We start from the raw sequence: 26,983 nt of genomic DNA on the forward strand, positions 1-26,983 counted from the left end.
GAACGCGCACCTGCGGCCACCCGGCAGGGCGATGGAGGCCCGGGCACGCCCCGACCCGGCGCCCGCCCGGCACGACCGAGGGATATTGCGGCATTCGTGATCGCTTCAATACGATTCCCGCGCGCAACCCCCATATCTGCTCGGCGTCCCCATTCCTACCAAGGAGTAATGTGAGCGCCTCGGCTCTCAGCGCCCTGACCGCACTCACCACCGCGTTCACCCTCGCAACCGGGCCCGTGGCACCGGTGACCGTCACAGCCGCCGTGGAGACTCCCGCGGTGTACGACGACGAGGCCGGTGGCAACGCCGACGCCGACGATCCGGCCGTGTGGGTCGACCCCGACACCCCGGGCCGCAGCATCGTCATCGGCACACTGAAGGAGGCCGGCCTCGACGTCTACGGACTCGACGGCCGGCGCCTGCAGCACATGGCGGCGCCCCAGGCACCGGACGAGGACGCCAAGCCCGGCCGTTTCAACAACGTCGACATCGTCTACGGCTTCGAGTTGGACGGCCGGAAGACCGATCTGGCGCTCGTCAGCGACCGGGGCCGGGACCGCGTCCGCGCCTTCGCCATCGACCCGGCCGCCGTCGCGGCCGGCAAGCCGCCGCTGAAGGACGTCACCTCCGACGACGCCGCTCCCGTGTTCGCCGCGGACGAGGCCGAGGTGGACGACCAGCGCACCTCCTACGGCCTGTCCGCCTTCAGCAAGGACGACCACGCCTACGTGGTGGTGTCACAGCGCGAGGAGACCCGCATGCGCCTGCTGCGGCTGAAGGACCGCGACGGGCGCGTCGGCTACGAGACCGAGGACACCCTCGACCTCCCTGGCACCTTCACCCTGCCCGACGGCAAGGCGTGGACCCCGTGTGCGGACCTCGGTGAGCAACCTCAGGTCGAGGGCATGGCCGTCGACCAGGAACAGCACGTCCTGTACGCCGCCCAGGAGCGGGTCGGCCTGTGGCGCGTCGACCTGGACGACGGGGAGTTCGAGGACCCGGAACTGGTCGACCGCGTACGTGAGTACGGCACGCCGTGGACGTACGACACCGAAGAGGAGGAGTGCGTCCTCGACACGGCCCACGACCCCGGTTTCGGCGGTGAGAACCTGCGGGCCGACGCCGAGGGCGTCACCGTCTACCACGCCGAGGACGGCACCGGGTACGTCCTGGCCTCCAGCCAGGGCGACAACACCTTCGCCGTGTACGAGCGCGACGGCGACAACGACTACGTCGGCTCCTTCCGCATCGGCGACGGCGCGGTCGACGGCGTGCAGCACTCGGATGGCTCCACCGTGGTCAACGTCCCGCTGGGCCGCGCGTTTCCCAAGGGCCTGCTGATCGCCCACGACGGTGAGGCCACGCCCGCCGACGGCGACCGGGCCGGCACCGGCTTCAAGTTCGTCCGGTGGGACGCCCTCGCGAGCGCCTTCTCCGAACCGCTGACCGTCGACACCGAGTCCTTCGATCCCCGCGACGCGAACTGACCGCCTGACCTCCGGCGGGATCCGGCTCGGTGGCGAGGCCACCGAGCCGGACACGGTCAATGGACTTGGCTCCGGTGCATGGACCCCCTGTCCTACGAGGCGGCCGACGTTTCCCGGGCAGCGGTCCGTTCGGCCGTGCCGCCACCGCCGGTGCGCACTCCGCCGTGCGGGGACCGCGCGGCGGAGTGGTCGGTTTCGAACTTCCCGTCCCGTAGTTCGAAGCGCTCGGGCAGCGAGCAGCCGATCGCCGGGGTGACCAGCAGGCTTACCGCGACGGGTGCGGGGTCGGTGCTCGCCGTCGAGAACTCACAGATGGCCCCCCGCCCGGTGACCGGGAACCAGAACCAACTGTCCACCGCGCCGACCCGTACCTGGTCCGACAGCACGAGCCGCCCGTCCTGCCGGACGAAGACCTTCAGCCGGACGGTGGCTCTCAGCGGGGCGGCGGTGGAGCGGATGGCGGTCAGGGTGAACTTGACGCCCTCGTCCGCGTCCAGGACCGCGGACGCGATCTGCCTGGTCTCGGCCTCCTTCCCGCCGCCCGTTCCGCCGCGGCGGGGTGCGGCCTCGGTGGTTTGGGCCGGGGCGGCCAGCGTGGCGACGGTCGCCGCGGCAGTGGCCAGCACCACGCCGCCGCGCACCAGCGCGCTCGCAGGTATCGGCATCTTTCCTCCTCGATGCTCATACGTCTCATTCGCGCATGAATGCCACCTTTTTCCTTCCACTCGGCCACACCCGGCCACAGAAAAACCGCCCGGATCACCCGTTCGCGCAAGGTGTCATCCGATCGGACCGCAGAACAACACAGGCTGCTCAGCTCCGCCCTCGCGCTGTGGGCGGACGGCCCGGCTCCCGGGGCGGCAGGGAAACCTGCCGCGTGCTGTGAGGACGGGTATCCGCAAACGAGCGGACAGCGGCGGGCAAGGCGGGAGGGGGTGCGGCCGGAGGCAGACGGGTCACCCCGCGAGGGCGTGCGCGAGAAGGGTCTCCGCTGCTGCCCGTGCGTGCCGGCCGTAGTCCGCCTCGCCCAGCACCATGGCCCGGCTGGCCGCCCCGTCCGCCAGGGTGACCAGCTGTTCGGCGAGTGCGGCCGGTTCACGGCAGCCCAGCTCCGTCACCAGTGCGGTGACCAGCTCCACCATCCGCAGTTTCTGCTCGCGGGCGTAGGAGTGGACCGGGCTGTCCGGATCGGGGAACTCCACCGCCGCGTCGATGAACGGGCACCCGCGCACCGGTGCCGCCTCCGGCACGGGCTGGTCGAACAGCCCGAGAATCCGCTCCCGCGGAGGGATGTCCTCGCGGGTCAGCACGCCCTCCAGGGTCGCCCCCGACGAGGCGAGGGCCTGGAGGTGGGCGATCACCAGGTCGTTCTTGGTCCGGAAATGCACGTAGAGCGTCCGCTTGGACACCGGTGCCGCCTCCGCGACCTGCTCCATACCGGTCGCGTTGATCCCCTGGACCGCGAACAGCCGGGCGGCGGCGGCCAGGATGCGCTCCCGCCCGCCACGCCCGCGCCCCCCGGAGGCCGTAGTCGTCGCGCTCATGCACCAAGTATACGCCTGCGTTTACCTCGGCGGGCGGCGTCTGCTAGGGTCCGCCACACCCGCAAGGTAAACGGATTCGTTTACATCGTTGCTGTCGAGGAGTGATCCATGAGCCTGCCGGCCCCCACCGAACTGAGCGGCTGCGCGGAGAAGCTGATACGCGGTCGTCATGCGACCCGAGCGTTCCGTCCGGACGCCGTGCCCGAGGACACGATGCGCGCGATCTTCTCGCTGGCCGGCGCCGCGCCGTCCAACTCCAACGCGCAGCCGTGGCGGGTGGAGGTGGTCAGCGGCACCGCGCGGGAGCGACTGGCGGACGCCTTGCAGGCGGCACACGCCGCACACCGCACCTCGGTGGACTTCCCGTATTCCGAGGACATGTACACGCAGGTCCACAAGGCCCGCCGGACGGCGTTCGGCGCCCGCCTGTACGGAGCACTGGGCATCAGCCCCCACGATCACCAGGCACGGGCGGCCTACGACGCGCAGAGCCTGCGCTTCTACGGCGCGCCGCACGCCGCGTTCCTGTTCGTCACCGGAGACGGCGGGCCCCGGCTCGCCGCCGACGCCGGCGCCTACATGCAGACACTCCTCCTGGCGATGACCGCATACGGCGTGGCGAGCTGCCCCCAGGGACTGCTGAGCTTCCACGCCGACACCGTCCGCACCGAACTCGCAGTCAGCACAGGGCGACTGCTCGTCGGCATCTCCTTCGGCTACGCCGACGAGGCCGCGCCCGTGAACCACATCACAACCGAACGGGCTCCACTCGAAGAAGTCACCACCTTCCACGGCTAGGGTCAATGCCGGTGACTTTGCTGGGTGGTGGTCTACTTCGTGCCGGCCATGTGCCTGTTCTCGGGGCAGGGCTACGAGGAAGTGGCCCGGTTGCCGACGCAGGGGCTGGAGCGGGTGCGACGGTGGGAGAAGCCGTGGCGGTGCCGACGACAGCCGCGATCGGCCGGCCCCGGCGCAGGCTGGGGCCGGAGCCTTCGGCACCGTCTTCGGTGTACCGGACACCGCAGCCAACGGCTCGTTCTTCGGCGGGCCGGGCTCGAGCCGTGGGCAGCAGCGCGGCACGCATCCGGCAGTGCGTACCCCCAGGCCAGGGTTGCAGCGCTGGTGGAATACGGGACGCACGCGGTGTTCGCCGCGGCGGCAGGTCCCCTTTCGTCCCGAACAGCACCTGATTCCCGGCCTGCTGGGTCGGCTCGGGCCGGGGACGCTGGTGATGGCCGACCATGGCATCACCGGCTTCGAGCCGTGGCGGGCCGCCACGGACACGGGAGCGGACCTGTTGTGGCGCGTCCACGAGAACATCGCGCTCGCGGTCCTTGCAGCCTTCGATGACGCGATCCCCCGTGCCCACCGCCGATTGCGGCGGAGCGGGGGTGTCGCAGCAGGCGGGCCATGCCGGCAGGGCTGGTGTGCGCACCGGGTGGGTGCGCACCAGAGGTACGCGGCCCACCAGCGGTGGGTGCCGGGCGGGCGGCGGATCCCCGGCCGGGGCGGATTCGTACGGCTCGCGATGCACCGCCACTGCGGGCCGGGTTGGGAACGGGGCGGCTGTGCCTGGCGGGCACTGCCGCCCTGCCGAACGCGGCCGGCCCTACAGCTCGATTGACCATCGCTTTAACTGCAACTAGTCTGGTTCCAGTTAATCGGTGGCGATGAGGCGATGACAGGAGCAGGAGTTGGCGGGGCTCAGCAGCAGGAGCGCGGTCGCGATCCACGCGCTTGCGATGCTGGCGCACCGGCGTGGGGGCTCGTTGACTTCCGCGGAGATCGCGGACAGCCTGGACAGCAATCCAGTCCTCGTGCGGCGCATCCTCGGACGCTTGCGAGACGCCCACCTGGTGCGGTCCACCGAGGGCCGGGGTGGCGGCTGGTCCCTTGCCCGCAATCCGCGGGACATCACGCTCTACGACGCGTACGCCGCCGTCGAGGGGGGCCGGATCTTCTCGCGGCACACCCGTCCGCCCAGCGGGGCGTGCGAGGTCGGACGCAACATCGGCGACCTGCTTGACGCGGAGTTCCAGAACGCGGAGCGGGCTCTGGAGCAACAGCTCGGCAGGACGACGATCGCCGGCCTGCTGCAGCGGATACTGGCCTACGACAGCGAAGTGAAGGATCACTGATCCATCGGTGGCGCACGCACGCCCTGCGCCCCGACGCACAACTTAACTGTAACTGACTTAGTTGTAGTTTGTTCCGGGGGCGGGTCCGAACCCTCCCGGCTCCCGATGCCGGCGGCCGCACGATGCGTGCACCACGGCTCGAACACCTACGCGCCAGGACTCGAACACCTACGCGCCAGGAGGAGAGCGATGCCTCAGGAATCCGAAGCAGTCGCGAGCGCCGAGGCTCGCGGCCCGGCAACCTACGACCTCGTGGTCAGGCGCGCACATGTCTTCGACGGCCACCAGACGCTCGCCGGTCTCTACGACGTCGCCATCAACGGCCAGGAGATCGCATCCGTCTCGGCCGAGCCGCTCAGGGGCGGACAGGAGGTGGATGCGGCCGGAGGATGGGTCATGCCGGGCCTGATCGACACTCATATCCACGTCTACGACGTGCGCTCCGTCTCCGATCCGGACTCGATGCGGGCCTTCGAGGAGAACGAGCTCCCCGAAAAACTCGGGCTGTTCCTCGACCACGGGATCACCACCATCAAGTCGGTGGGCGATCCGACCGGCGGAATCCTGGACACGCGGGCCGGAATCGCCGCAGGCACACTGACAGGCCCGCGACTGCTGGCAACCGGCTGCGGCATCACCGGACGCGACGGGCACCCCGCCGCCACGGTCTTCAGCGACAACCCCTGGGCGCGCGAACGCTTCACGGGAGAGGTCGACAGCGTGCAGCAGATCCGCGACCTGGTGCACCACCTCGCTGACCGCAAGGTGGACGCGATCAAACTCCTGTCGGAAGGCGCGTGCGCACACTCTGGCGGGCCGAAGTACCTCTGGCGCAATCCCGCCTTCCCGGATGGTGTCGAGTTGGAACGGCTTCCCCTCGATCTCCTGCGGGCGGGTATCGAGACCGCACACGACCGGGGCCTTCGGGTGACCGTCCACACCACCCAGCAAGCCGCGGCACGCGAGGCGATCGAGGCCGGGGCGGACGGCCTGGAGCACGGTGTCACCATCGAGCCCCTCACCGACCACTCGCTCATCGACCTGATGCTCGAACACGACATCACCTACACACCCACCCTGTGGATCGACGATGCCCACCCGGACGCCCGTCGGAATCTCAAAAGGGTCGCTGACGCCGGCGTGCACATCGCGCTGGGCAGCGACACCTTCAGCGGTCGGGGCCTGTTCGGAGCCAACACTCTGGAAGAGGCCCGACTCATGGTGGCGGCCGGGATGACACCCACCCAGGTCCTGGCCGCAGGCACCAGCGGCGCGTCACGGCAGTGCGTCCGCCCCGACCTCGGCACGGTGGCCCCCGGCAGACGCGCCGACCTGCTCGTACTGAACACCGACCCCACAGCGGACATCGGCAACCTCCGCGACCTCAGCACGGTGATCCTCAACGGCGAACTCGTCATCGACAGGCGCCAGGTGCACTGATCACGAGCCTTGTCAACGCCGGCCGGGCTTGATCATGGCCTAGACCTCCGGTGCCGTGGAGCTGTCCAGGAACACACCGCACACCACACGCAGGTCCTCGTGTCCCACCGTAATGCCCGGCTGACCGTTCACGGCAGGCGGCTGCTGATCGAGCGTGTCCGTTCGGGCCGTCCCGCCATCCCTGCTGATATACACGACCCATCACGTCATGATCCGTCAGGGGTTGCCGCCCGGGCTGGCGCTGCAGGGTGCCCCGTTGTGGACGCAGGATGGCCAGCGGAGGCCGGCATGCCGCCTGCGTTGTACATCCGGGTGCCGGCCCCGTCGTCCACGGCTGGACCGCCCCGCGGTCGGCGTCTCCCAGGCCCGCGGTTCCTCCCGGGTCAGGAGCTGCCCCGGAAAGCGCCTGCTCGCAGGGGCTTCGATCAGCGACGCGGCCGCGCCGCGAGCATCGCGTCGTGAAGCTCTTCGGGGCCGGGAACGGGCGGCAGCGGCGACGCCGACACCTCAGGGCGACAGGAGTCGAGCAGCAGGGCGACCAGGCGCTGCCAGGCGCCGGGGGCGACGTGGCGGGTGGAGGACAGAACACCGGTGTTGGCCATCAGGAACAGGATGACGTCACTGCTGGTGATCTCGGGGCGCAGGCGGTGTTGTTGCTGCGCGCGGCGGATCAGGGCGTCCAGGGCCTCTATGGCGCGGGAGCGTGGCTCTTCCATGGCCGGTGAGTCGGGAAAGCAGGCGGTAAAGGCCTCGGTGACGGCGCGGTCGGCGGCCTGCATGGCGCAGATCCGCTCAACGAAGCCCTTGAAGCCTTCCCAAGGGTCGGGGTTGAGCATCGCCTCCTCGGCGAGGCGGGCCAGGTCGGTCATGCGGTCGGTCAGCACCGCCTCGATCAGGGCCTCCCGGTCGGGGAAACGCCGGTAGAGCGTGGCGATGTTGACTTCCGCCTGCCGCGCGACGTCCTCCAGGGGCGCGCCCAGTCCCCGCTCGGCGAACACGGTACGGGCAGCCGCCATGATGCGCTGCCGGTTGGCCTCGGCGTCCCTGCGCAGCCTTCGGCCCTGCTCGGATCCCATGGCCTGGATTCTACAAGTGAAGGTGGTACTGCGGTTTCTGGTAGCTTGAGCCCAACAAACCGCAGGGTCCCCTTCACTTACGAAACGAGTGTGCCGTGCCCGTCGTTCTGTGGGTCGCCCAGGCCCTCCTCGCCGCACTGTTCACCGCCGCCGGCGGGATGAAGCTGGCCATGTCCCCGGACGCCCTGATCCCACTCATGCCGTGGGTCGAGGACTTCCGCCCCGAGACCATCAAAGCGATCGGAGCACTGGAAGTACTCGGCGCGGTGGGGCTCATCCTCCCCCGCGCCACGAACATCGCCCCGGCGCTCACACCAGCCGCCGCGGCCGGCCTCGCCGTCATCATGGCCGGCGGCGCGGTTGTACACGTCACCCGAGGTGAATACCCCCACGGCATCGGCAACATCACCGTCCTCCTGATCGCTGCGCTGACCGCCTGGGGAACACTTCGCTCCCTCCCCTGATCCCTCACATCCCCTCAGGACACCGGGATGGCCGAGTCACGTCCGCTGGAGTGGCCGCATAAGCGGCAACACCCGAAGGCCGAGTTCGGCCAACAGAGTCAGCCTGGTGGGCAGCTGCCCGGCCGGCCACGTGAGTACGCCGCCGGGCCGTGCGGCGGCGGTGCGCAACCGCTCCCGCCACCTGCGCACCGGCGGCGAGCCGTACCCCGCGCCAGACACCCTCACCGTGTCCGACGACCAGAGAACGGAGACCGGCGGCCCGGCCGGCACGCCAGACGATCGCCCCCCCCGGGCGTCGGCGATCCCGCCCACCCCTCCCCCGCCGACACCCTCGCCCGGCGCCACCGCCACGCACACCGCCTGCCGAGGCGGGTGAGCACCTGGCCGTGCGGGCCGCGCTGCTGGACGGCACCTACCTCGAGGTCGCCGGGCGGGTGCCGGCCAACTCTCAGATCGTGTTCGACGACGGCGGGCGGCTGCACTACGCCGCCCTGGAGCCTGAGCCCGAACCGGCCTCCCTGCGCGAGCTGCGGAAGGCGGTGGAGGCCATGCTGCCCCGTGTCGATCTGCCGGGGGCGCTGCTGGAGGTGTTCTCGTGGACCGGCGCCGACCACGCGTTCACCTCGGTCACCGGCGGCGAGGCGCGGTTGAAGGACCTGCATGTGACGGTCGCCGCGCCGCTGGTCGCGCACGGCTGCAACGTCGGCCGCACCCCCGTCATCGGCGCTGCCGACCCGCTGAAGTACGGCCGTCTGTCCCACGTCGACCAGACCTATCTACGGCTCGCGAGTACCGGGCGGCGCATGCCACCCTGATCGATGCCCAGGCGTCCATCCCGCTCGTGCAAGTCTGGGGCGGCGGTCCGGTGGCCTCCGTGGACGGCATGGAGGACCAGATCGGCGCCCTCGGCCTGGTCCTCGACGCGCTCGTGCTGTTCAACACCCGGTACGTGGACGCCGCGGTCAACCAGCTGCGGGCGGACGGCTTCGACGTCCACGACGAGGGCGTCGCCCGCCTCTCCCCGTTCGTGCGGCACCACATCCACATGCTGGGCCGGTACTCGTTCCAACTTCCCGAGTTGCCCGGCGGTCTGCGGCCGCTGCGGGACCCGGACGTTGCCGGCGACGAGCGACGATGACATTGGCCGTATCTCGTCTGCCGTCCCACGACCCCACACAGGCTTAATGATGCTCCCGCACCACGCACTGCGCGGATGGTTGTGACAGCAGCACGGGGGGACCATGGATCACACAGGCGGCATCGGCGTACCACCTCCCGGGACACCTCACGGGCTTCCGCCACAGATTCCGCCCCGGCCCCCGTCTCAGCCGCCTCCTCAGATGCCGCCGCCTCCCCGCAAGGGAAAGCCGCTGGAACTCCGGGTCCAGCGGCAGATCATGTGGGTGGGTTGGGCGGCGGTTCCGGTGCGCAATATCAGCTGGGTCGAAGTGTTCAAGTCGAAGCCCGACTGGGGCAAGGCCGGCGTCTACTTCCTGCCGTTGGTGGTCTTCACCTTCTTGGTCTCCGCCCAACTCGACTCCACGGACGGGGGCGGCGGGGTCAGCGGCCCTGTCCCGAGCGTCCTGACCCTGTTCAACCTGGTCGTTGTCTGCGCCGTCCTGCTCCGGTCGAGGAAGCCGGTGCTGGTCGTCGAGCTGAACAGCGGTTCCAGGGTGGTTTTGACCCGGCCGACCATGGATGAACTGCGGGCGGTCGCCGGGCAGATCGTGTACGCGATCGACCACCCGGAATACGAGTTCTTCGCCGTCCTTGAGCAGTACAACACCACGAACAACTTCGGTTCCGTCGTCCACATGAACGGCGGCAGGGGAAACACGGGGATCAGACTATGAGCGACACATCGAACAACTTCGGTTCCATCGTCAACATGAACGGCGGCAGGGGAAACACGGGGATCAACCACGGCACCGTCGTCCACAACGACGGCACCGCTCAGGACACCGAGCTGCAGGCCGCCGTGACAGACCTCACCCGCCTCCTCAAGGACCTGCGCCCGGAGCTCACCCCGGACCAGGCCCAGACCCTGGAGAACGCGCTGCCCGCGCTCACCCCCGACCGGGCCGCCCTCCGTGAGCGCGGCGTGATCCTGGCGTCCGTCTCACAGATCGCGGCGACCGTGGGCGAGGTGGGCAGGCCCGTCGTGGAGGCGCTGGGGCGGCTGCTCGCGCTGGTGGGCTGACGCCCTGCCCTGGTGGATACGGTCATGGCCTACGCCGTAGGCAAAGCAGCGAACCCGGGCCTTGAGACAGCGGCCGAGTTCCCACGGCGTCCCCGGCCTGTAGAGCCTCACCGTCTGCTGTCCCCCGGCGCGAGCAGACTCGTGGCCTCGGCGATCGCCTCCGCGCCGAGGGTTCGAGAGTCTCGCCGATCTCGTCGTCCGCGACCGTGGCGAGCGGGCGGGCCTCGCCGAGGCGTTCGGCGGTCTTGCCGAACGCCGATGCCGTACGAGCGGAGGGTGTGCGGGTTGTCGAGCGAATCGAGGAACACGTCCGCCGCTGTACGGACGGTCAACGCCTTCCCGGCGGACAGCTGCACGGCCGAGGGCCCGCCGCCAACAGGCCGCGGGCCCTCCCCATGCCAGGCGTAGCCGAGTCGATTCATAAGCCGCGTCCGGGGCGACCCAACCGCCCTTGTCGCCCGTTCTTTTTGCGCGGCACCAGGACAGCCCCGTGCCCAGCTTCGGTTTTTCTCCCCCCGGCACTTTTCCGACCCGGTCACCCCACCGGCTCCGCCGCCGACTCCGTCGTGATCGTCCCGATCACATCTCACGCATCACGGATCGATCTTGGGCGGAAGCACCAAGGTATCTCCGAGACCATTCAGCAGACCGCGGTCCTGTCGTAGGTCCCGGTGATGCCCTCGTAGGTGTAGACGTCCCAGTCCCCGGGCGCGAGGGTGTAGCAGCGGCTGTCGGGCGCCAGGTTGACGATGACCTGGACCCGCATCGTGTTGCGGCAGGTGTTCTCGAGGTAGACGTAGAAGCCCTCGATGGTGCCGCTGACGCTGCGGGTGACGCAGGCGGGCGCGGTCCCCCCTGCTGCCTGTGCCGGGCTGGCAGCGAATCCACCGGCGAGCGCGGCGGTGGCCGCGCCGACGGTGAGTGCACGTCGGATGTTCATGTAGTCCCTCCTGATCGATCCGATTCCTGAGGTCAGGGCTTCGGCCCTCAGGATGCCCGAGAGCGATGGCACTCGGCCTTGTCATTCCGCGCAGGGTGGTTGCCGATTCGCGCACGCCTTGGGCGGGAGGTGTCTGTAGTCCCGCGGAGGGATCCCGTAGGTGGCGCTGAAGAGGCGGCTGAAGTGGGGGTTGTGGAAGCCCCAGAGTTCGGCGATGGCCTGGATCGGGCGGGCGTTCAGGAGGGGATCAACCAGGTCGAGGCGGCAGCGTTCCAGACGGCGGTGGCGTATCCAGGCGGCCGGTGACGAACTCGCCGCCGTGTTCGGGCGGTCGACCGCCCTTGGGGTCGTAGACCCGTGACGTTGTCGGGCGGCGCAGGACGCGGTCGGATCGCATCCGGCCCAGCACTCCGATCGGCAGGCCACTGAGCAGGTGGGCGATGCGCGGAGCGTCGTATCCGGCGTCCAGTACGACCAGGATGTCGGGGTCGCCGTCGGTCCACTGGCCGGCGGCGACGAGCCGTTCGACGACGTCGCGGATCTGGGCGGCGGTGACGGCGGCGAGGTCTGCTCCGGGCTGGAGCCGGATGGCGTCCAGGACAGCGGTCCAGGAGGTGCGGCCGGTCTCCAGAGCCGCTACGACTGAGTACGGCCGGCCTGGAAGCATCTGGTGCCTGGCGTCGCCGCGGCCGTAGGTGTGGCAGAACGAGCGGTCCGGGCAGGTGGCGGCATCCGGCCGCAGCCATGGGGAGACGTCCACGGCCAGGACGAGTCGGTCGTCCGCTGCCTTCGGCAGCACCAGGCTCGCTGGAGTCCGGCGCAGCCGGTCCACCTCAATGCGGCCATGGTTCAGCGCACCATGGAGAGATCCGTGACCGCGGCGGGGTTCGGGCGCCAGCGCCAGGTCCACCAGCGTCTTCACCGGGCCGTCCGCGCACAGCAATGCGTCCACCAGCTCGAACAGCGCATCTCCCCGTCCGCTCAGGCACTCGTAGAACTCCGCGCGGAAGCGTGACGGCGTCGCGAACGCCTCACGCGCATCCGGCTGTTGCAGCACACTCGTCTCATGGCCCCGGTCTGATCACGCGCATCCTTGGTCGGAGCACGGGATCAGGCCGGGTCCACCGCACCGTCCGGCGAATGCCCAGGTGAGCGACCAAGTTCGAGTCCGATTTCGGACCGGGACGTTAATCGTCAAGCTGAGCTCGTCTTTTAACGTGCGGTCCAGATCCAGCCCAGTGGGGTGAGGCCGAGTGCGCGGGCGACGGATTGGGAAGCGTGGTTGTCTGCGGTGGTGCTGTAGAAGAGCACGGTCTTGTTGCGGTGCTCACGCTGGGACCAGGCGGCTACGACGGTCGGTGCGAGGCGCTTGCCGCGGAAGTCGGGGCGGGTCCAGATGCCCGCCTCTGCGGCGGTGGCGTTCGACGCGGGGGTGAAGCAGATCGACACCGGCTCTCGTTCGTGGACCCCATGGTCCACTCACCCATGCGCCCGTTGATCAGTTCGTTCCACTCGTCGGGCTGCCAGTTGTCCGGCCGGATCAGGTGTGGGGGGGTGCGCCGGCCGTCGGCGGTGGAGACGATGATCGGCAGCGGGGCTGGGTCTGGGACGGCGAGACGGTCCGGGAAGACGAAACACGGGCCGCCCTCGACGGACACCGTCCGGTCGTCAAGGGATGCGACCAGGCAGTGAAGTGCATCGGGTGGACGACCGGGGCTGCGTTGCCGCGCTGGAGCCCGGGAGGACGTCGTGGACAGCGATTCTGGACGCCGCCGCCAGTGGGCACCGTGCTCCGGCTGGAGGTGTCCTACCTGCCGTCCGGCGCCGAGCCGAAGCGGGTCTGGCTGTGGTGGGCCAAGACCGGTGCGGCCGCGGCCGACGTCGACCGTTGCCGGCAGGCGTTCCTGCGACGGTTCGACGTCGAGCACACCTTCCGGATGATGAAGCAGACCCTGGGCTGGACTGCCCCCAGGCTCCGCAGCCCCGAGGCCGCCGACCGGTGGACCCGGCTCGTCGTCGCCGCCCACACCAGCTCCGACTCGCCCGCCCGCTGGTCCAGGACTTAAGACACCCCTGGGAGAAGCCGGCCCCGCCGGACCGGCTCACCCCAGCCCGAGTCCGGCGGGGGTTCAGCAACATCCGTCCGACAGCCGCCTCCCTCCATCGCCTTGAGGAAGACGAAGGAGTCTCCGTCCTGTCGGGGAGCGTCGGGGAGCGCCGCTCCTCGGGTTCACAGCCACGCGTCGACGGCGGCTGCGAGGTCGTCCCGGCCGTCGAAGACGTGCCCGTTCATGCCGATGGCCCGCGCCGCGCGGACGTTCTCCTCGCGATCGTCGACGAAGAGGAAGTCGGCGGGTGCGGCGCGCAGGACGACGACGCAGTGCTGGAAGCCGGCCGGGTCGGGCTTGGCCGCACCGATCTTCCCGGAGAACGCCACGTGGTCGAGGTCGTGCAGCCAGGACTGGGCGGCGAGGAAGGCGTCCGCGTGGTCCGCCGGGATGTTGGACAGCAGGGCGACCCGGGCGCGGTCCCGCAGGGTCCGCACGTAGGCGACCATGCGGTCGTCGACGCGGGACCAGCTGTCGATGTCGGTGAGCCGCAGCTCCTCGATCGTGCCGGCGTCGGCGGGGCGGGACAGCGCGTGCAGTACGTCGGTCCAGTACGTGGACGCGGTGTGCCGGCCGGCGTCGTAGGGCGGGCGATGGGTCCAGTAGGCGGTGGTGAAGGCGTCGAGGGAGGTGTGGCAGCGGGCGGCCATCTTCTCCAGCGCGCCCGGGCGCTGGTGGCGGGTGATGACCCCGAAGAGGTCGAAGAGCACGATGCGGCGGCGGTCGGGGGTCATGAGGGTCGGTTCCCTTGGCTCTCGGGGCGTCGGGTTCAGTGCCGGTCGGGCAGGGCGCGGGCGAGGGAGTTGAGGGCGGCCAGGGTGTCGGGGCCTGCCGGGGCGAGCACGACGCTGGTCGCGCCGGCCGCATGGCGGGCGTCGATCGCCGCGCGGACCTGGGCGGGGGTGCCGGCGATGCTCAGCTCGCGGACCCAGGCGGCGGGCATCGTCCGGGCGAAGTGCCCGGCGTCGGGGCTGGCGGCGCGGTGTGTGCGCAGTTCCTCGGCGAAGGACAGGGGCGCGATGTGCGCGGCCCACTCCGGTTCGCCGACCGACTCCAGGACGGCGCGGACGCGGGCCAGGGCGGCTTCCTCGTCGTCGTCGACGGCCGCGGCGTCGTAGACGACGATCTCCCGAGGGCTCGCGGAGGCGCCCAGGTTGCGCAGGGAGGCGGTGATGTAAGCGGGTGCGGCGGGCTCGGCCAAGAGGAGCCCGTCGGCGACCTCACCCGCGGCTTCCTGCGACTTGGGGCCGCGGACGCCCAGGACGACCGGGGGCACGGTGTCCGGGATCTCGGTGAGGACGACGCCTTCGCAGCGCACGTACCGGCCGTTCGCCGGGCCAGGCTCACCCGCGATGAGCAGTCGCAGCGCTCTCGCGTACTCCTTGATCAGCGTCAGGGGGCTGGCGGGCCAGGATCCGGCCTGCCGCATCCAGCCGGGCATGCCATGGCCGACGCCCGCGATGAGCCGGCCGGGGTGGAGCTGGGCGAGGGTGGCCAGTTCCATCGCGGCGAAGCCCACGTTGCGGGCGCCGGCGGGCATGATGCCGATCCCGACGGTGAGGTTCGTGGTGGTGGCCAGGACGGTGGCGGCCTGGGCGACACCGCCGCGCCAGCCGAGGTCCTCCACTACCCAGACCTGGTCGAACCCCAGTTCCTCGGCACGCCGGGCGAAGGGCAGTACATCGCCGACGGGGAGATCGCGGGGCAGCATGACACCGACCCGGCCACGGGCGGGCAGGGCGAGGGACTCGGACATCGGGGGCTCCTTCGGTCGGCTGAGGGCTTTCCTCCCGGCCCTGGTGAGCGGGGAGAGGCGAGGTGGTGCGGCACGGTTGTCGCGGACCGTGCCGCACAAGCGGTCAGTGGTTGCGGGCCGCCATCTCACACTGGCGGGGGTGGTTGGCGGCCGTCTCGGGCCGGCGGGTGCGGTCGGCCGTTGTCTCCGTCTCCGCCTGGCGGATGAGGCCGGGTCCGGTGCGCACCACCCACGTCCCCGGCAAGGTGCCGTACAGGAAGAAGCAGACAGAGATCGCCACGCGGGCGGCTCGCAGGGAACGTTCCACGCTGACCAGCGTAACGAACATTTCGAGCGTTTGAAGACTGCGCAAACAAACAGATTTGTTGTTCATTTCACGGTGGTGTTCAATCGCGGTATGAGCAACGCAGACCGGCACGGGCTGATCGCGAAGGTCGTCAGGGACTCCGGGGGTGCCACGGTCCAGGAACTCGCGGAGCTGACCGGCGCCTCGGAGATGACCATCCGGCGCGACCTCGACACCCTCGCCGCCCAGGGCGTCCTCGAACGCGTCCGCGGCGGTGCGCGCACCTTGTTGCTCCGGGGCGAGGAGCCCCCGTTCGCGCTGCGCGCCCGCGAGGCGGTCGACGCCAAACACCGGATCGCCGCCGCCGTCTCCGCACTCGTCGCCGACGGCGAGACCGTCCTGCTGGACAGCGGCACCACCTGTCTGGAGGTGGCCCGGCTCCTGCGCGAGCGGCCCGTCACCGTGATGCCCCTGTCCCTGCAGGCCATCCACCTGCTCGCCGAGACTCCTGGCCCGGCCACCCTGGTCGTGCCCGGCGGCCAGCCCCGCGTCGCCGAGGGGGCCCTCACCGGCCCCCTCACCCTCGCCTCCCTGGCCGCACTGCGCTTCGACACCGCCGTCGTCGGCTGCTGCGGGCTGACCGCGGCCGACGGCCTGACCGCCTACGACCTCGACGACGCCGCGGTGAAGAAGGCGGGCATCGCCTCCGCCCGCCGTGTCATCGCCGCCGCCGACGGCAGCAAGCTCGGCCACACCGCCTACGCCTACGTCGGCCCCGCCGCCCTCGTGCACACTCTCGTCACCGACGCCTCCGCGGCCGCCGACGAGGTCACCGCACTCGAAGCCGGCGGAACCGTCGTCCGGACCGTGTGAGAGACCGGCACGGCTCGCTCAGAAGGGTTCACCCTGCCGACGTCCGTATGAACGAGGCGGCCCTCTCGCCAATCATGATGGCGGGGGCGTTGGTGTTCCCGGTGACGAGGGTCGGCATGATCGACGTGTCCGCCACGCGGACGTTCTCCAGCCCGCGCACCCGGAGTTCGTGGTCGACGACCTTGCCCATCATGCAGGTGCCCGACGGGTGGTAGAAGGAGAACGACTGCGTGCGGATGAAGTCGTCGATGTCCTGGTCGCTGTCCGACAGCGGGGCGAGTCCGGCGTCAGCGGCACCGCGCAGGTCCGACTGCAGCAGGGCCGTCAACCGCTGTTCACGGGCGATGCGCATGCACAGACGGACGCCCTCCCGCAGCCGCCGCCGGTCGTCGGGGTCGTCGAGGTAGTTGTGGAAGATGCGCGGCTTGGCGTACGGGTGGGAGTGCCGCAGCCGCACCCAGCCACGGCTCGCGGGCCGTGCGACGTACGGCCCGAACGACATTCCGGGCTCGAGAGGCGCGGCGAGACCCTCGTCGCGGACGATCCCCAGCGCGGCGTGGACCTGGATGTCCGGGGCAGGGACGTCGTCGCTGGAGCTGAAGAAGCCGCCGGTCTCGTTCCAGGCCATCGGGCCGGTGCCCTGCCGGCGCAGCAGCTGTTCCTGCGCGGAGGTGTCCGGTCCCAGGAGCGGCTCGGTGTCGCTGAAGAAGCTGATGAAGCACCCGGTGTGGTCCTGCATGTTCCTGCCGACGTCCGGCAGATCGTGCAGGGGGGTGATCCCGCCCGCGGAGAGTTCGTCGGCCGGCCCGACACCGGACTGGAGAAGCAGGTGGGGCGAGTTGTAGGCCCCGAGGGACAGCACGATCTCACGGTCGACATGGATCGTCCGGACGGTTCCGAGGTGGTCGACCTCCAGGCCGGCGGCCCGCGGGCCGTCGAAGCTCAGGCGCAGGGCGGTCGTCGAGGGAAGCACGGTGAGGTTCGGACGACCCGCGGCCGGCTCCAGGAACGCGATCGCGCTGCTGCACCTCAGGCCATTACGCTGCGTGACCTGGTGGTAGCCCACGCCCTCCTGCTCAGCCCCGTTGAAGTCCGGGTTGTGCTTGTACCCCGCATCCTGAGCCGCCTCGACCCATGCCGTCAGCAGCGGGTGGACGGAGCGGGGGTTGCTGACGGTGAGGGGGCCGCCGACGCCGTGAAAGTCGTCGGCCCCGCGCTCGTTGTCCTCGGACTTCTTGAAGAACGGCAGGACGTCGTCGTACCCCCAGCCCGGGTTGCCGAGCCGCTCCCACGTGTCGTAGTCGTAGCGGTGCCCGCGCACGTACAGCATGGTGTTCATCGAGCTGGTGCCGCCGATCGCGCGGCCGCGGGGCAGGTAGGCGCGGCGCCCCGCGAGCCGCGGCTCGGGTTCCGTCTCGAAGTCCCAGTCAAACGCTGTCTTCATCTGCTGCGAGAAGAGCGCGGGGATCTCGAAGAGGCGGCCCCGGGCCGGCGGTCCTGCCTCGATCAGCGCGACCGTGACATCCGGATCCTCGGACAGCCGGGCCGCCACCGCGCAGCCGGCCGATCCGGCCCCGACGACGACGTAGTCGTACGATTCCCTGTCCATTTCGCCTCCGTGGAACTCTGGTCGCCCTGGTCGGCACGTGTCGTTCCTGGAGAGGCTAGGGACGTCGGGCATGCCCAGCACATGCACGAAGTGAGCGCTTATGGCGCCAGTCGTTACCCATTCCGTGCATGTTCTGTATCCATGCCGCTGCTTAGGCTCTCTTGGAACTATTGCGGCGAAGAGGGGATCCCGACTCATGTCCGACCCGGTCCGTCAGAATTACACGCCTCCGGAGCTTCGGCCCGACGCCCTCGTCTCAGTCGGTACCGCCGAGGAGATCAGCACTGATGTCCTGATCATCGGCTCCGGCATGGGCGGGTCCTCGCTGGCCTGGGCGCTGAAGGACTCCGGTCTCGACGTACTCGTCGTGGAACGGGGCCACTTCCTTCCACGTGAACCCGAGAACTCGCAGCCGGTCGAGATGTATATCAAGGGCCGTTACAAGAACGCGGGCTATTGGTACGACGGCAGCACCGGCAAGCCGTTCGCGCCGGGTGTCTATTACTGGGTGGGCGGGAACACCCGTTTCTACGGCGCCATGCTGCCCCGTTTCCGGCGCAGCGACTTCACCGAGGTGCAACACCACGAGGGTGTCTCGCGCGCCTGGCCCTTCGCTTACGACGACCTGGAGCCCTTCTACACCGCCATGGAGCAGCTGCTCCAGGTGCACGGGCAGACCGGCGAGGACCCGACCGAGCCGCCGCGCTCCAAGCCCTACCCCTATCCTGCGCTCCAGCACGAACCGGAGATCGAGCGGTTCGCCCGGTCGCTGCGCAGGCAGGGCCTGCACCCGTTCCACACACCGAACGCCCTGAATATCAGCACGCAGGCCGACCGCGCCGCCGTGACGACCGCCGACGGCTGTCCGGACGAGACGGGCATGAAGTCCGACGCCGAGAACCGGCTCCTTCTCCCCGCGCTGCGCGACGGCGTCAGGATCCTCACGGGTGCGGAGGTCACCCGGCTGATCACCTCGCCCGACGGCCGGAAGGTCGTCGCCGCCGAGGCACGGCACGCGGGCCGGATCATCCGTGTCAACGCCAAAACCTTCGCCCTCGCCGGAGGTGCCGTCAACTCGGCCGCGCTGCTGCTGCGTTCGGCCGACGACGCGCACCCTCAGGGGCTCGCCAACTCGTCCGGACTGCTGGGCCGCAACTACATGGTCCACAACAGCACGTTCTTCGTCGGGGTCAACCCGCTGCGGACCAACCCCACGAAGTGGCAGAAGACACTCGGCCTGAACGACTTCTACGAAGCCGGACCGGGAACGCGCTTCCCGCTCGGGAACCTCCAGATGCTGGGCAAGCTGCAGGCCCCCATGCTCAAGCCCGCGCGCCCGTGGGCACCGACCTGGGCCCTGAAGTTCATGGCGGCCAGAAGCCTCGACATCTACCTGACCACCGAGGACCTCCCGTCCCGGGACAATCGGGTCCGCGTGGACGGGGACCGCATCCTCATCGACTGGACGCCGACCAACCTCGCGCCCCACCACGAACTCGTGCGCCGGGTGACCCGGGCGGTCCGCAAGGCCGGCTATCCGCTGATCTTCACCCAGCGCATGGGGATCGAGACCAACTCCCACATGTGCGGAACGGCCGTGGCGGGTCACGACCCGGCGGAGAGCGTGCTCGATCCCCTCTGCCGCAGCCATGACGTCGACAATCTCTGGGTGACCGACTCGTCCTTCTTCCCGTCCTCCGCGGCGCTCAACCCGGCGTTGACGATCGGGGCGAACGCCCTGCGCATCGCCCCGTTCCTCGCCAGGGCGACGAAGGGCTGACGTCGTGGCGGTGAGGGCGGTCAGGTCCGCCGCAGCGTCGGCTTGCGCAGCAGATCGTGTCCGCGTACGGCCAGTAGCAGCCGCTGCTGGTTGCTGACCTGTGTGAGGTCGAGGCCGAGGATCTCGGAGAGCTTGTCGAGGCGGTGGTAGAGCGTGCGTCGCTGGATGAAGAGCTCCTCCGCCGCCCGGGCCTTGTTGCCACCGCAGTCGAGGAAGGTGCGCAGGGTGGGCAACAGGGGGTTCTTCACCAGGGCGTCGTGCTCGAGGAGCGGACCGAGTTCATCCTCGACGTACCGTCTGAGCTCGGGCCCTTCGGAGAGCGCGACGAGGAGGCGCAGCGCGCCCAGATCGTCGAAATGACGCACCTCCGCGGTCGAGGCCGCGGCCGCGACGGACGCCGCGCTGCGGCTCTGGGACAGCGCCAGCGGCAGGACCGCCGGCTCCACGATCCGGCTGATGCCACCCCGTATCCCGTGATCGGCCAGCAGGGTCCGCACGCGGGTGGCGTCGGCACGGGTGGGCAGGCCCACGACCGCCACGTCGAAGTCCCCGGTGTCGCCCACGACGGCGGGCCAGCCGGCCTCCTGCAGCAGACGGGCGAGGAGGTGGTCCTTGGTGGGCTCCTCGTCGCCCGCCCAGGCCGTGACGACGATCAGGTCCCGTCCGCGCAGGTCCTGGCCGAGCGCCAGGCCGAGAATCACGAACCGCTCTCCCGTGATGTCGCCGAGCAGAAGCCGGTTGAGCAGTGCCGTCTGACGCTGGGAGGCGCGGGCCCCGCTCTCCCGCTCGCTCAGCAGCGAGATCGCCACGGCCGCGGCGGCCCGCTCCAGCGTGCGCAGTTCGGGCGGGCTCGGCCGCTGTCCGCCGTGCAGAAGGTGCAGCCAGCCCCATGACTCGCCCCGGAGCACCACGGCCTGGCGGGCGCATGGCGCGACCTCGCGGAACGAGGCCGCCGGGGCGGTGGGGACCCCGGGGTCCTGCGCCGAGAGCGAGGGGTGGCGTTCGTGGATCGCCCGCGAGTGCGCACTCCACTGGTCCACGACCTGGTCGGCCTCCGGCGTCGCGCCCCCGTACGCCAGCATCTGATGAGCGACGTTCTCCAGCACCACAGGGTGCCCGGTGCGGCGGGCCAGTTCCCTGACCACTCCGACGTAGTCCTCGTCCGCCAGCAGCAGGTCCATGAACGCCTGGCTGGTGGCCTCCTCGGCGATCAGCTGCTTGACGCGCATCCCGACCAGGACCTCGTGGACCTGGGCCGAGGTCTCGACGAAGGGGATCTCGTCGGCGAGTCCTACCAGGGGCAGGCCGACCGCCTCGGCCTCCTCGATCACGGCCTCCGGCATGGAGTCGAACATGCGCCCGGCCAGTTCGACGACGAGGACGGCCGCGTGGGCGTCCGCGAGCCGCCGGATGAAAGCCCGCTGCTCGAGCGCTGTCGCGCCCATGCCGAGGCCAGCGGTCAGCAGCATCTCCTGACCCGTGAGAAAGCGATAGATGTCCGGGATCTCACCGGTGTGCACCCAGCGCACAGGACGGTTGAGATTCCTGTCTCCGGCGTACACCCGCACGCTGGTGCGCGTGAACACCTCGAGCTCCAGGGCAGCGCGAACCGTCAGCACTTCAGCCATGATCCACTACCTCGGTGTGTGCAGGATCCACGGCCAATATTGCACACCCTGTGCCTGCCATCCCACTCCTTGTTTCCCCAGACTTCAGGTCAAGCCCGCAGGCACGACCCCTGCAAGGAGTGCAGAGTGTCAGCACAACACAAGACCATCAAGGCTCCGGCCGCCGTGAAGACGGCACGGACCAGCCGTCCGGAAATCGTCGAGACCGTCGCGGACGTGATCGCCGACGTACGGACCCACGGCGACGCCGCCGTGCGCCGCTGGTCGCAGAAGTTCGACAACTGGAGCCCAAAGTCCTACCGGCTCGGTCCCGACCAGCTCGCCTCCGTCGTCTCCTCCGTCCCGGAGACGGTCCTCGATGATCTGCGGTTCGTCCAGCAGCAGGTCCGCGGCTTCGCCCAGGCGCAGCGGGACTCGCTCACCGACTTCGAGGTGGAGACACTGCCCGGAGTGTTCCTGGGGCAGCGCAACATCCCCATCGGCGCGGCCGGCGCCTACGTCCCCGGCGGCCGCTACCCCCTCACCGCGTCGGCCCACATGACCGTCCTGACGGCCAAGGTCGCGGGCGTCGAACGGGTCGCCGCGACGACGCCGCCGGACCGAGGCGCCCCGCCGCCCGTCAGCATCGCCGCGATGCACCTGGCCGGGGCCGACGAGATCTACGTCATGGGCGGTGTCCAGGCCGTGGCCGCCCTGGCGCTGGGCACCGAGACGATCGACGCGGTCGACATGCTCGCCGGCCCCGGCAACGCCTATGTGGCGGAGGCCAAGCGCCAGCTGTTCGGCGAGGTCGGGATCGACCTCTTCGCCGGACCGACGGAGGTGCTGATCGTCGCGGACGACACCGCGGACCCGTTCGTGGTGGCGACGGACCTGCTGTCCCAGGCCGAGCACGGACCCGACTCCCCGACGGTCCTCATCACGACGTCCGAGGAGGTGGGCACGCGGACCATCGCCTGGGTGGACAGGCTGCTGCCCGACCTGCCCACCGGAGACGTCGCCGGGCGAGCGTGGCGCGACCACGGCGAGGTGATCGTGGTTCCCACCCTCACCACTGCCTACGAACTCGCCGACCAGTACGCCAGTGAGCACGTCCAGATCCTCACTGCCGAGCCCCGCGAGGCCCTGCACCGAATGCGCAATTACGGCGCCCTCTTCCTTGGCGACAAGACATGTGTCGCATACGGCGACAAAGTCATCGGCACCAATCACGTACTTCCCACTCTGGGGGCGGCCCGCTACACCGGCGGCCTCTGGGTCGGCAAGTACCTCAAGACGGTGACCTACCAGGAGATCAGGGACGCCGGGGCCAGTGCCCGGCTCGGTGAGATCTGCGGCAGGGCATCCCGTATCGAGAACTTCGAGGGACACGCGCGCTCGGGAGACGTCCGCGCCGCACGCTTCGGATCGGCCCCGCTGGGCTGGGCCGATTACGCCTTCGACCAGGCCTGACCCGCGATGACGGACCAGGGCTTACGCCGGACCGCAGGCGCGGCGCGGCATCCGTTCGCCAAGGAGCACCTCCCCCTCGACCCACGGAGATCGTCATGTCAGCAACAGAGAACGAGGCGCCCACGGCGCCCAGATCCAACCGCGTCCCTCCCTCGGGCGGGACCCCAGGCCTTGTCTCCTCGGCCGAGGACGCGGAACTGCTCGCCGCGCTGGGCTACGAGCAGCGCTTCGACCGCAAGGTCAGCCTGTGGGCGAACTTCGCCTTCGGCTTCGTGTACCTCTCGCCCCTCGTGGGCGTCGTGTCCCTCTTCGCGGTCGGTCTGGCGACCGCCGGCGGGCCGTCCATCTTCTGGATAGCCATTGTCGGAGCGGGACAGTTCCTCGTCGCTCTGGTCTTCGGGGAGGTCGTCTCGCAGTTCCCGCTCGCCGGCGGGCTCTACCAGTGGGTCCGAAGGCTCTGGAACGGGCGCTACGCCTGGTTCAACGCGTGGACCTACATCTGCTGCATCACCATCGGCATCACCAGTACCGCGCTGTTCAGCTCGGACTTCGTGGCCAGCCTCTTCACCGGTACCGCTGACGAGCCGGGCATCACCTCCACCCCCGCCGAGCGCCTTTGGATCGCGATCGGCATGACCGTCGTCTGTCTGGTCTGCAACTGCTTCGGCACCAGGACACTGGCCCTGATCTCCAAGATCGGGCTCGCCGCGGAACTGATCGGCATCGTTCTCGTGGGCCTGTACCTGCTGATCTTCGAGCGGCACAACTCCTTCTCGATCTTCTTCGAGACCAGCAGCTCCAACCACGACAACTACTTCATGGCCTTCATCGCCGCCTCACTCGTCGGGCTGTTCCTCTTCTACGGCTTCGAGGCATGCGGCGAGATCGCCGAAGAGGTCCCCAACCCCTCCCGCAGCATCCCCCGCGCCATGCAGCTGACCGTGGCGGTCGGCGGAGCGGCCGCGCTCTTCGCGTTCGTCGGCTACGCGCTCGCCGCCCCCGACCTGCCCTCGATCCTCTCGGGCAAGGACGCCAACCCGATCCCGTCGATCCTGCAGAGCTCGGTCGGCACCGTGGGTACGAAGGCGGTGCTCATGGTCACCATCACGTCCTTCATCGCGGGCGTCATGAGCCAGCAGGCCGCCGCGAGCCGGATCGTCTTCTCCTTCGCCCGCGACGACATGTTCCCGGGCTCCCGGGTCTTCTCGCGGATCTCCCGCAAGCACCGTGTCCCCCTGAACGCACTGCTGGCCGTGAACGTCGTTCCGCTGGTGATCTTCGTGTTCGTGTTCTACTCGCCCGATTCGCTTACCAAGATCGTGGCCTTCCAGGTGCTGGCCGGATACGCGGCCTTCCTGATGGTCGTACTCGCTGCGCTGCGGATGCGCCTGAAGGGCTGGCGTCCTGCCGGAGCCTGGACCCTCGGCCGCTGGGGACTCGTGGTCAACGTGGCGGCCCTGGCCTACGGCATCCTGGGAATGGTTCTGCTGGCCTGGCCCGCCGGCGACGCCGGAACCCCGCTCCTGGACCGGTGGATCGCGCTGATCGGCTTCCTCGTCGTCTCGGCCGTGGGTCTCGTCTACTTGCTGGCCGCGAAGCCGGAGCGCAAGTCCACCGCGCCGGAAGGCGACGCCCTGGAGATCGCCGAGCAACTGCGCGCCCGCGCCGCTGCCCTCGCATCCACGACCGGAGGGAAAACCGCATGACCCGCGTCCTGTACCTGTACGGAGGCTGGCCGGGGCACAAGCCCTACCAGGTCGCCCAGGAATGGGCCCTGCCGATCTTCAGGGACCTGGGCTTCGACGTCGACGAGGCCAACGACATCTTCGCGCTCGACGCCGACCTCACCGGCTACGACCTCATCGCGCTCAACTGGAACAACGCCCTGCTGTCCGAGGGGCTGACCGCCGCCCAGGAGTCGAGTCTGCTGGGGGCGGTGGAGGCCGGCACCGGGATCGCCGCCTGGCACGGCGCCGCCGCCGCGTTCCGGATGAGCCTGAAGTACCACTGGCTGATCGGCGGCAGCTTTCTCGAACACCCCGCGGGCGAAGGCGTGAAGTACCCCTACCAGGTCACCGTCACGGACACCGGCCACCCGATCACCGACGGCGTGAAAAGCTTCCGGGTCGCCTCCGAGCAGTACTACATGTCCGTCGACCCCAACAACCACGTCCTGGCGGAGACCACCTTCACCGGCGAGCACCTGCCCTGGCTGCAGGACCGGACCGTCCCGCAGGCCTGGACCCGCACCTGGGGACAGGGCCGCGTCTTCTACAGCGCGGTCGGACACGACCTCGACGACCTCCAGAACCCGGACGTCACCCGCCTGTGCACCCAGGGCTTCGCCTGGGCCGCCCGTCGGAACGCCTGATCCCCCATCCGAACCGAGCTTGATCGGGAGCACACCATGCCTGTCCTCACCGGAGGCCAGATCGTCGCGCGGACGCTGCGCAACTACGGGGTCGACGTCGTCGCCGGCATCCCCGGCCACGGCATCTGGTCACTGACCGACGCGTTCCTCGACGACGAATCCAGGATCCCCTTCATACAGACCTTCCACGAGCAGAGCGCCGTCCACCTCGCGGACGGTTACTACCGCGCCACCGGCCGCCCGCAGGCCGCGGTGACCTCCATCGGCGCCGGCGCCAGCAACACCGTCATCGGCATGGGCACCGCGTTCACGGACTCCACCAGTGTCCTCGTCGTCACGGGCGGCCCGCCGACCCACATGCGCGGCCACGGACTGCTCCAGGAACTCGACCGCTACACGGCCAACGACTTCCCCAAGGTGGCCGAAGCCGTCAGCAAGCGGCACTGGGTCGTCACCCGGGTCGAGGAGCTCCCCTTCGTCCTGCACCGCTGTTTCAACTCCATGCTGACCGGCCGCCCGGGCCCGGTGCACCTCGAAGTCCCCATGGATGTACAGGCCGAGGCCGCGAACGTGGAACTCCACGACCTCGAACGGCGCATCCCCGTCGGCCGCCAGCACCCCGACCCGGAAGCCGTGGAGCGTGCGGTCGACGTGCTGCGCGCGGCCACTCGGCCGGTCATCGTGGTCGGCGGCGGTGCGATCACCTCCGAGGCGTCCGACCAGGTCCTCGCGCTCGCCGAGCGGTGGCAGATCCCGGTCGTCACCACGTGGAACGGCAAGAGTGCCTTCCCCGAGGACCACGAGCTGTTCGCCGGCAGCGTCGGCCAGACCGGCACAATGACCGGCAACGCGATCGCCAGCTCCGCCGACGTCGTCATCTCGGTCGGCTGCCGCTTCACCGACTGGTCCGCATCCAGCTACGCCAAGGGCATCAGCTTCTCCATCCCGCCCGCGAAGCTCATCCACATCGACATCGACCCCCACGAGATCGGCAAGAACTACCCCGCCGAGGTGGGCATCGTCGCGGACGCGCAGCGCGCCGTGGCCGCCATCGTCGACTCCCTGCCCTCCCAGGGCGTCGACCGCTCCGAGTACCTCGCCGAACTCGCCCGGCTCAAGCAGGACTGGGAGGAGAAGCTCGCCGGCCGCCGCGACAGCGACCGCTTCCCGTTCACCTCCCAGCGCCCGCTCGGCGCCCTGCGCTCCGTCCTGCCGCGTGACGCGATCATCGTCGCCGGCTCGGGGAACACTCAGGGGGCGGTCAAGCAGACCTTCCCCGTGTACTCCCCGCGCACCCACCTCACCTCCGGCGGCTTCTCGTCCATGGGCTGGGCCGTCCCCGCCGCCGTCGGCGCCAAGCTGGCCCGGCCCGACAGCCCCGTGGTGTGCGTCCTCGGCGACGGCGACTTCCTCATGACCGCCCAGGAGATCGCCCTCAGCGTCACCGCCGACGCACCGGTGATCTTCGTCGTCCAGAACAACGCGGGCTACATGTCGATCCGAGGCGGCCAGCGCAAGCAGACCTCGCGCCACATCGGCACCGAGTTCTCGTACCCCGACGGCTCGCCGTACAGCCCTGACTTCGCGGCCATGGGCCGGGCCTTCGGGATCGAGTCGTGGAAGGTCAACGACGCCGCGTCCCTGGAGCCGACCCTGCGCAAGGCGGTCCAGTCCGGGGCCCCCGCCGTGATCGAGGTCCCCACGGACCGCGACGCCGCGGGTCCCTGGGTCCCCGGCTGGTGGGACTTCCCGATCCCGGCGTACATCACCGACGAACGCCAGGACGAGTACCACCGCACCCGCGCCACCGAACAGCACCTCTGAGACGGCC

24 protein-coding genes and 4 pseudogenes are annotated in these 26,983 nt (G+C 69.9%); 15 read left to right on the plus strand and 13 right to left on the minus strand.

Translation table 11 applies throughout. The annotated features are described in order from the left end of the window. Window positions 1-170: 170 nt before the first annotated feature. Window positions 171-1,487 (plus strand): phytase, encoded by a 1,317-nt coding sequence (locus ABFY07_RS06980; RefSeq protein WP_346173589.1) that lies wholly within the window; start codon window positions 171-173, stop codon window positions 1,485-1,487. Between the two features lie 92 nt (window positions 1,488-1,579). Here ABFY07_RS06980 and ABFY07_RS06985 read toward each other — a convergent pair whose 3' ends face one another. Both ABFY07_RS06985 and ABFY07_RS06990 read right to left on the minus strand, forming a co-directional pair. Then, window positions 1,580-2,152, minus strand: a complete 573-nt coding sequence (locus ABFY07_RS06985; protein WP_346173590.1) for a hypothetical protein — start codon at window positions 2,150-2,152, stop codon at window positions 1,580-1,582. A 291-nt stretch (window positions 2,153-2,443) separates the two neighbouring features. Next, window positions 2,444-3,031 carry a TetR/AcrR family transcriptional regulator gene (locus ABFY07_RS06990; RefSeq protein ID WP_346173591.1) on the minus strand — a complete coding sequence of 196 codons (588 nt, stop codon included), beginning with the start codon at window positions 3,029-3,031 and terminating at the stop codon, window positions 2,444-2,446. A gap of 108 nt (window positions 3,032-3,139) precedes the next feature. Here ABFY07_RS06990 and ABFY07_RS06995 point away from each other — a divergent pair, with 108 nt between their 5' ends. The 3 genes from ABFY07_RS06995 (at window position 3,140) to ABFY07_RS07005 (ending at window position 6,609) form a co-directional block, all read left to right on the plus strand. Continuing rightward, window positions 3,140-3,829: a nitroreductase gene (locus ABFY07_RS06995; RefSeq protein ID WP_346173592.1), complete on the plus strand. Its 690-nt coding sequence runs from the start codon at window positions 3,140-3,142 to the stop codon at window positions 3,827-3,829. Window positions 3,830-4,725: 896 nt separating this feature from the next. Next, the gene (locus ABFY07_RS07000) at window positions 4,726-5,169 is read left to right on the plus strand and encodes an Rrf2 family transcriptional regulator (protein WP_346173593.1); all 444 of its coding nucleotides are present in this window, start codon (window positions 4,726-4,728) and stop codon (window positions 5,167-5,169) included. A 189-nt stretch (window positions 5,170-5,358) separates the two neighbouring features. Beyond that, window positions 5,359-6,609 carry an amidohydrolase family protein gene (locus ABFY07_RS07005; RefSeq protein WP_346173594.1) on the plus strand — a complete coding sequence of 417 codons (1,251 nt, stop codon included), beginning with the start codon at window positions 5,359-5,361 and terminating at the stop codon, window positions 6,607-6,609. Between the two features lie 425 nt (window positions 6,610-7,034). On the opposite strand, the gene ABFY07_RS07015 is transcribed toward ABFY07_RS07005, so the two are convergent. Next, window positions 7,035-7,685, minus strand: a complete 651-nt coding sequence (locus ABFY07_RS07015) for a TetR/AcrR family transcriptional regulator (protein ID WP_346173595.1) — start codon at window positions 7,683-7,685, stop codon at window positions 7,035-7,037. A 95-nt stretch (window positions 7,686-7,780) separates the two neighbouring features. Between ABFY07_RS07015 and ABFY07_RS07020 the strand changes: the two genes are divergently transcribed. From ABFY07_RS07020 to ABFY07_RS07035, 4 genes and pseudogenes are all read left to right on the plus strand, one after another. Next, on the plus strand, window positions 7,781-8,149 hold the full coding sequence (locus ABFY07_RS07020; RefSeq protein WP_346173596.1) for a DoxX family protein: 369 nt from the start codon (window positions 7,781-7,783) through the stop codon (window positions 8,147-8,149). 359 nt (window positions 8,150-8,508) lie between these two features. After that, window positions 8,509-9,287: pseudogene (locus ABFY07_RS07025) on the plus strand (Tn3 family transposase); the annotation flags it as partial. 202 nt (window positions 9,288-9,489) lie between these two features. Beyond that, window positions 9,490-10,002 (plus strand): DUF6232 family protein, encoded by a 513-nt coding sequence (locus tag ABFY07_RS07030; protein ID WP_346173597.1) that lies wholly within the window; start codon window positions 9,490-9,492, stop codon window positions 10,000-10,002. After that, window positions 9,999-10,349: a hypothetical protein gene (locus tag ABFY07_RS07035; protein ID WP_346173598.1), complete on the plus strand. Its 351-nt coding sequence runs from the start codon at window positions 9,999-10,001 to the stop codon at window positions 10,347-10,349. The genes ABFY07_RS07030 and ABFY07_RS07035 overlap by 4 nt, the downstream gene beginning before the upstream one ends. Window positions 10,350-10,521: 172 nt before the next feature. Here ABFY07_RS07035 and ABFY07_RS07040 read toward each other — a convergent pair. The 5 genes and pseudogenes from ABFY07_RS07040 to ABFY07_RS07060 form a co-directional block, all read right to left on the minus strand. Beyond that, window positions 10,522-10,771 (minus strand): annotated as a pseudogene (locus ABFY07_RS07040) (site-specific integrase); the annotation flags it as partial. A 218-nt stretch (window positions 10,772-10,989) separates the two neighbouring features. After that, window positions 10,990-11,289 carry a beta-Ig-H3/fasciclin gene (locus ABFY07_RS07045; RefSeq protein WP_346173599.1) on the minus strand — a complete coding sequence of 100 codons (300 nt, stop codon included), beginning with the start codon at window positions 11,287-11,289 and terminating at the stop codon, window positions 10,990-10,992. Window positions 11,290-11,370: 81 nt separating this feature from the next. Then, window positions 11,371-11,580 carry a helix-turn-helix domain-containing protein gene (locus ABFY07_RS07050; protein ID WP_346173743.1) on the minus strand — a complete coding sequence of 70 codons (210 nt, stop codon included), beginning with the start codon at window positions 11,578-11,580 and terminating at the stop codon, window positions 11,371-11,373. Beyond that, window positions 11,576-12,346, minus strand: a pseudogene (locus tag ABFY07_RS07055) (transposase); the annotation flags it as partial. The pseudogene ABFY07_RS07055 and the gene ABFY07_RS07050, both read right to left, overlap by 5 nt. Before the next feature lie 155 nt (window positions 12,347-12,501). Beyond that, the gene (locus tag ABFY07_RS07060; RefSeq protein ID WP_346173600.1) at window positions 12,502-12,768 is read right to left on the minus strand and encodes a GNAT family N-acetyltransferase; all 267 of its coding nucleotides are present in this window, start codon (window positions 12,766-12,768) and stop codon (window positions 12,502-12,504) included. A gap of 302 nt (window positions 12,769-13,070) precedes the next feature. Here ABFY07_RS07060 and ABFY07_RS07065 point away from each other — a divergent pair. Next, window positions 13,071-13,444 (plus strand): annotated as a pseudogene (locus ABFY07_RS07065) (NF041680 family putative transposase); the annotation flags it as partial. A gap of 75 nt (window positions 13,445-13,519) precedes the next feature. Here the strand turns inward: ABFY07_RS07065 and ABFY07_RS07070 are convergent. The 3 genes from ABFY07_RS07070 to ABFY07_RS07080 form a co-directional block, all read right to left on the minus strand. Further along, on the minus strand, window positions 13,520-14,131 hold the full coding sequence (locus ABFY07_RS07070; RefSeq protein ID WP_346173601.1) for an HAD family hydrolase: 612 nt from the start codon (window positions 14,129-14,131) through the stop codon (window positions 13,520-13,522). Between the two features lie 35 nt (window positions 14,132-14,166). Further along, complete coding sequence (locus tag ABFY07_RS07075; RefSeq protein ID WP_346173602.1) at window positions 14,167-15,153, minus strand: LLM class flavin-dependent oxidoreductase; 987 nt, start codon at window positions 15,151-15,153, stop codon at window positions 14,167-14,169. A 103-nt stretch (window positions 15,154-15,256) separates the two neighbouring features. Further along, window positions 15,257-15,460 carry a hypothetical protein gene (locus tag ABFY07_RS07080; protein ID WP_346173603.1) on the minus strand — a complete coding sequence of 68 codons (204 nt, stop codon included), beginning with the start codon at window positions 15,458-15,460 and terminating at the stop codon, window positions 15,257-15,259. Between the two features lie 90 nt (window positions 15,461-15,550). On the opposite strand from ABFY07_RS07080, the gene ABFY07_RS07085 reads away from it, so the two are divergent. Continuing rightward, window positions 15,551-16,312 (plus strand): DeoR/GlpR family DNA-binding transcription regulator, encoded by a 762-nt coding sequence (locus ABFY07_RS07085; protein WP_346173604.1) that lies wholly within the window; start codon window positions 15,551-15,553, stop codon window positions 16,310-16,312. Between the two features lie 28 nt (window positions 16,313-16,340). Here ABFY07_RS07085 and ABFY07_RS07090 read toward each other — a convergent pair whose 3' ends face one another. Continuing rightward, the gene (locus ABFY07_RS07090) at window positions 16,341-17,921 is read right to left on the minus strand and encodes a GMC family oxidoreductase (RefSeq protein WP_346173605.1); all 1,581 of its coding nucleotides are present in this window, start codon (window positions 17,919-17,921) and stop codon (window positions 16,341-16,343) included. Between the two features lie 196 nt (window positions 17,922-18,117). Here ABFY07_RS07090 and ABFY07_RS07095 point away from each other — a divergent pair, with 196 nt between their 5' ends. Then, a complete protein-coding gene (locus ABFY07_RS07095; RefSeq protein ID WP_346173606.1) occupies window positions 18,118-19,701 on the plus strand; it encodes a GMC oxidoreductase in 1,584 nt (527 codons plus the stop codon). A gap of 20 nt (window positions 19,702-19,721) precedes the next feature. Here the strand turns inward: ABFY07_RS07095 and ABFY07_RS07100 are convergent, their stop codons facing one another. After that, window positions 19,722-21,329 (minus strand): PucR family transcriptional regulator, encoded by a 1,608-nt coding sequence (locus ABFY07_RS07100; protein WP_346173607.1) that lies wholly within the window; start codon window positions 21,327-21,329, stop codon window positions 19,722-19,724. A 126-nt stretch (window positions 21,330-21,455) separates the two neighbouring features. Between ABFY07_RS07100 and hisD the strand changes: the two genes are divergently transcribed. From hisD to ABFY07_RS07120, 4 genes are all read left to right on the plus strand, one after another. Beyond that, the gene (gene hisD / locus ABFY07_RS07105) at window positions 21,456-22,781 is read left to right on the plus strand and encodes a histidinol dehydrogenase (RefSeq protein ID WP_346173608.1); all 1,326 of its coding nucleotides are present in this window, start codon (window positions 21,456-21,458) and stop codon (window positions 22,779-22,781) included. Window positions 22,782-22,876: 95 nt separating this feature from the next. Continuing rightward, on the plus strand, window positions 22,877-24,487 hold the full coding sequence (locus tag ABFY07_RS07110; protein WP_346173609.1) for an APC family permease: 1,611 nt from the start codon (window positions 22,877-22,879) through the stop codon (window positions 24,485-24,487). After that, window positions 24,484-25,152, plus strand: coding sequence for a ThuA domain-containing protein (locus ABFY07_RS07115; protein ID WP_346173610.1), 669 nt, complete (start codon window positions 24,484-24,486; stop codon window positions 25,150-25,152). Before ABFY07_RS07110 ends, ABFY07_RS07115 begins: the two co-directional genes overlap by 4 nt. Before the next feature lie 36 nt (window positions 25,153-25,188). Continuing rightward, the gene (locus ABFY07_RS07120) at window positions 25,189-26,976 is read left to right on the plus strand and encodes a thiamine pyrophosphate-binding protein (protein WP_346173611.1); all 1,788 of its coding nucleotides are present in this window, start codon (window positions 25,189-25,191) and stop codon (window positions 26,974-26,976) included. Window positions 26,977-26,983 lie beyond the last annotated feature (7 nt).

This window comes from Streptomyces sparsogenes subsp. cuspidosporus, from assembly GCF_039532705.1.
Lineage (GTDB): Bacteria > Actinomycetota > Actinomycetes > Streptomycetales > Streptomycetaceae > Streptomyces > Streptomyces sparsogenes.

Coding starts and splice junctions, on each gene's coding strand:
- ABFY07_RS07035 (WP_346173598.1), top strand. CDS start 9,999: ATGAGCGACACATCGAACAACTTCGGTTCCATCGTCAACATGAACGGC.
- ABFY07_RS07005 (WP_346173594.1), top strand. CDS start 5,359: ATGCCTCAGGAATCCGAAGCAGTCGCGAGCGCCGAGGCTCGCGGCCCG.
- ABFY07_RS07115 (WP_346173610.1), top strand. CDS start 24,484: ATGACCCGCGTCCTGTACCTGTACGGAGGCTGGCCGGGGCACAAGCCC.
- ABFY07_RS07090 (WP_346173605.1), bottom strand. CDS start 17,921: ATGGACAGGGAATCGTACGACTACGTCGTCGTCGGGGCCGGATCGGCC.
- ABFY07_RS07075 (WP_346173602.1), bottom strand. CDS start 15,153: ATGTCCGAGTCCCTCGCCCTGCCCGCCCGTGGCCGGGTCGGTGTCATG.
- ABFY07_RS06990 (WP_346173591.1), bottom strand. CDS start 3,031: ATGAGCGCGACGACTACGGCCTCCGGGGGGCGCGGGCGTGGCGGGCGG.
- ABFY07_RS07015 (WP_346173595.1), bottom strand. CDS start 7,685: ATGGGATCCGAGCAGGGCCGAAGGCTGCGCAGGGACGCCGAGGCCAAC.
- ABFY07_RS07030 (WP_346173597.1), top strand. CDS start 9,490: ATGCCGCCGCCTCCCCGCAAGGGAAAGCCGCTGGAACTCCGGGTCCAG.
- ABFY07_RS07120 (WP_346173611.1), top strand. CDS start 25,189: ATGCCTGTCCTCACCGGAGGCCAGATCGTCGCGCGGACGCTGCGCAAC.
- ABFY07_RS06985 (WP_346173590.1), bottom strand. CDS start 2,152: ATGCCGATACCTGCGAGCGCGCTGGTGCGCGGCGGCGTGGTGCTGGCC.
- ABFY07_RS07045 (WP_346173599.1), bottom strand. CDS start 11,289: ATGAACATCCGACGTGCACTCACCGTCGGCGCGGCCACCGCCGCGCTC.
- ABFY07_RS07095 (WP_346173606.1), top strand. CDS start 18,118: ATGTCCGACCCGGTCCGTCAGAATTACACGCCTCCGGAGCTTCGGCCC.
- ABFY07_RS07085 (WP_346173604.1), top strand. CDS start 15,551: ATGAGCAACGCAGACCGGCACGGGCTGATCGCGAAGGTCGTCAGGGAC.
- ABFY07_RS07100 (WP_346173607.1), bottom strand. CDS start 21,329: ATGGCTGAAGTGCTGACGGTTCGCGCTGCCCTGGAGCTCGAGGTGTTC.
- ABFY07_RS07110 (WP_346173609.1), top strand. CDS start 22,877: ATGTCAGCAACAGAGAACGAGGCGCCCACGGCGCCCAGATCCAACCGC.
- ABFY07_RS07070 (WP_346173601.1), bottom strand. CDS start 14,131: ATGACCCCCGACCGCCGCCGCATCGTGCTCTTCGACCTCTTCGGGGTC.
- ABFY07_RS06995 (WP_346173592.1), top strand. CDS start 3,140: ATGAGCCTGCCGGCCCCCACCGAACTGAGCGGCTGCGCGGAGAAGCTG.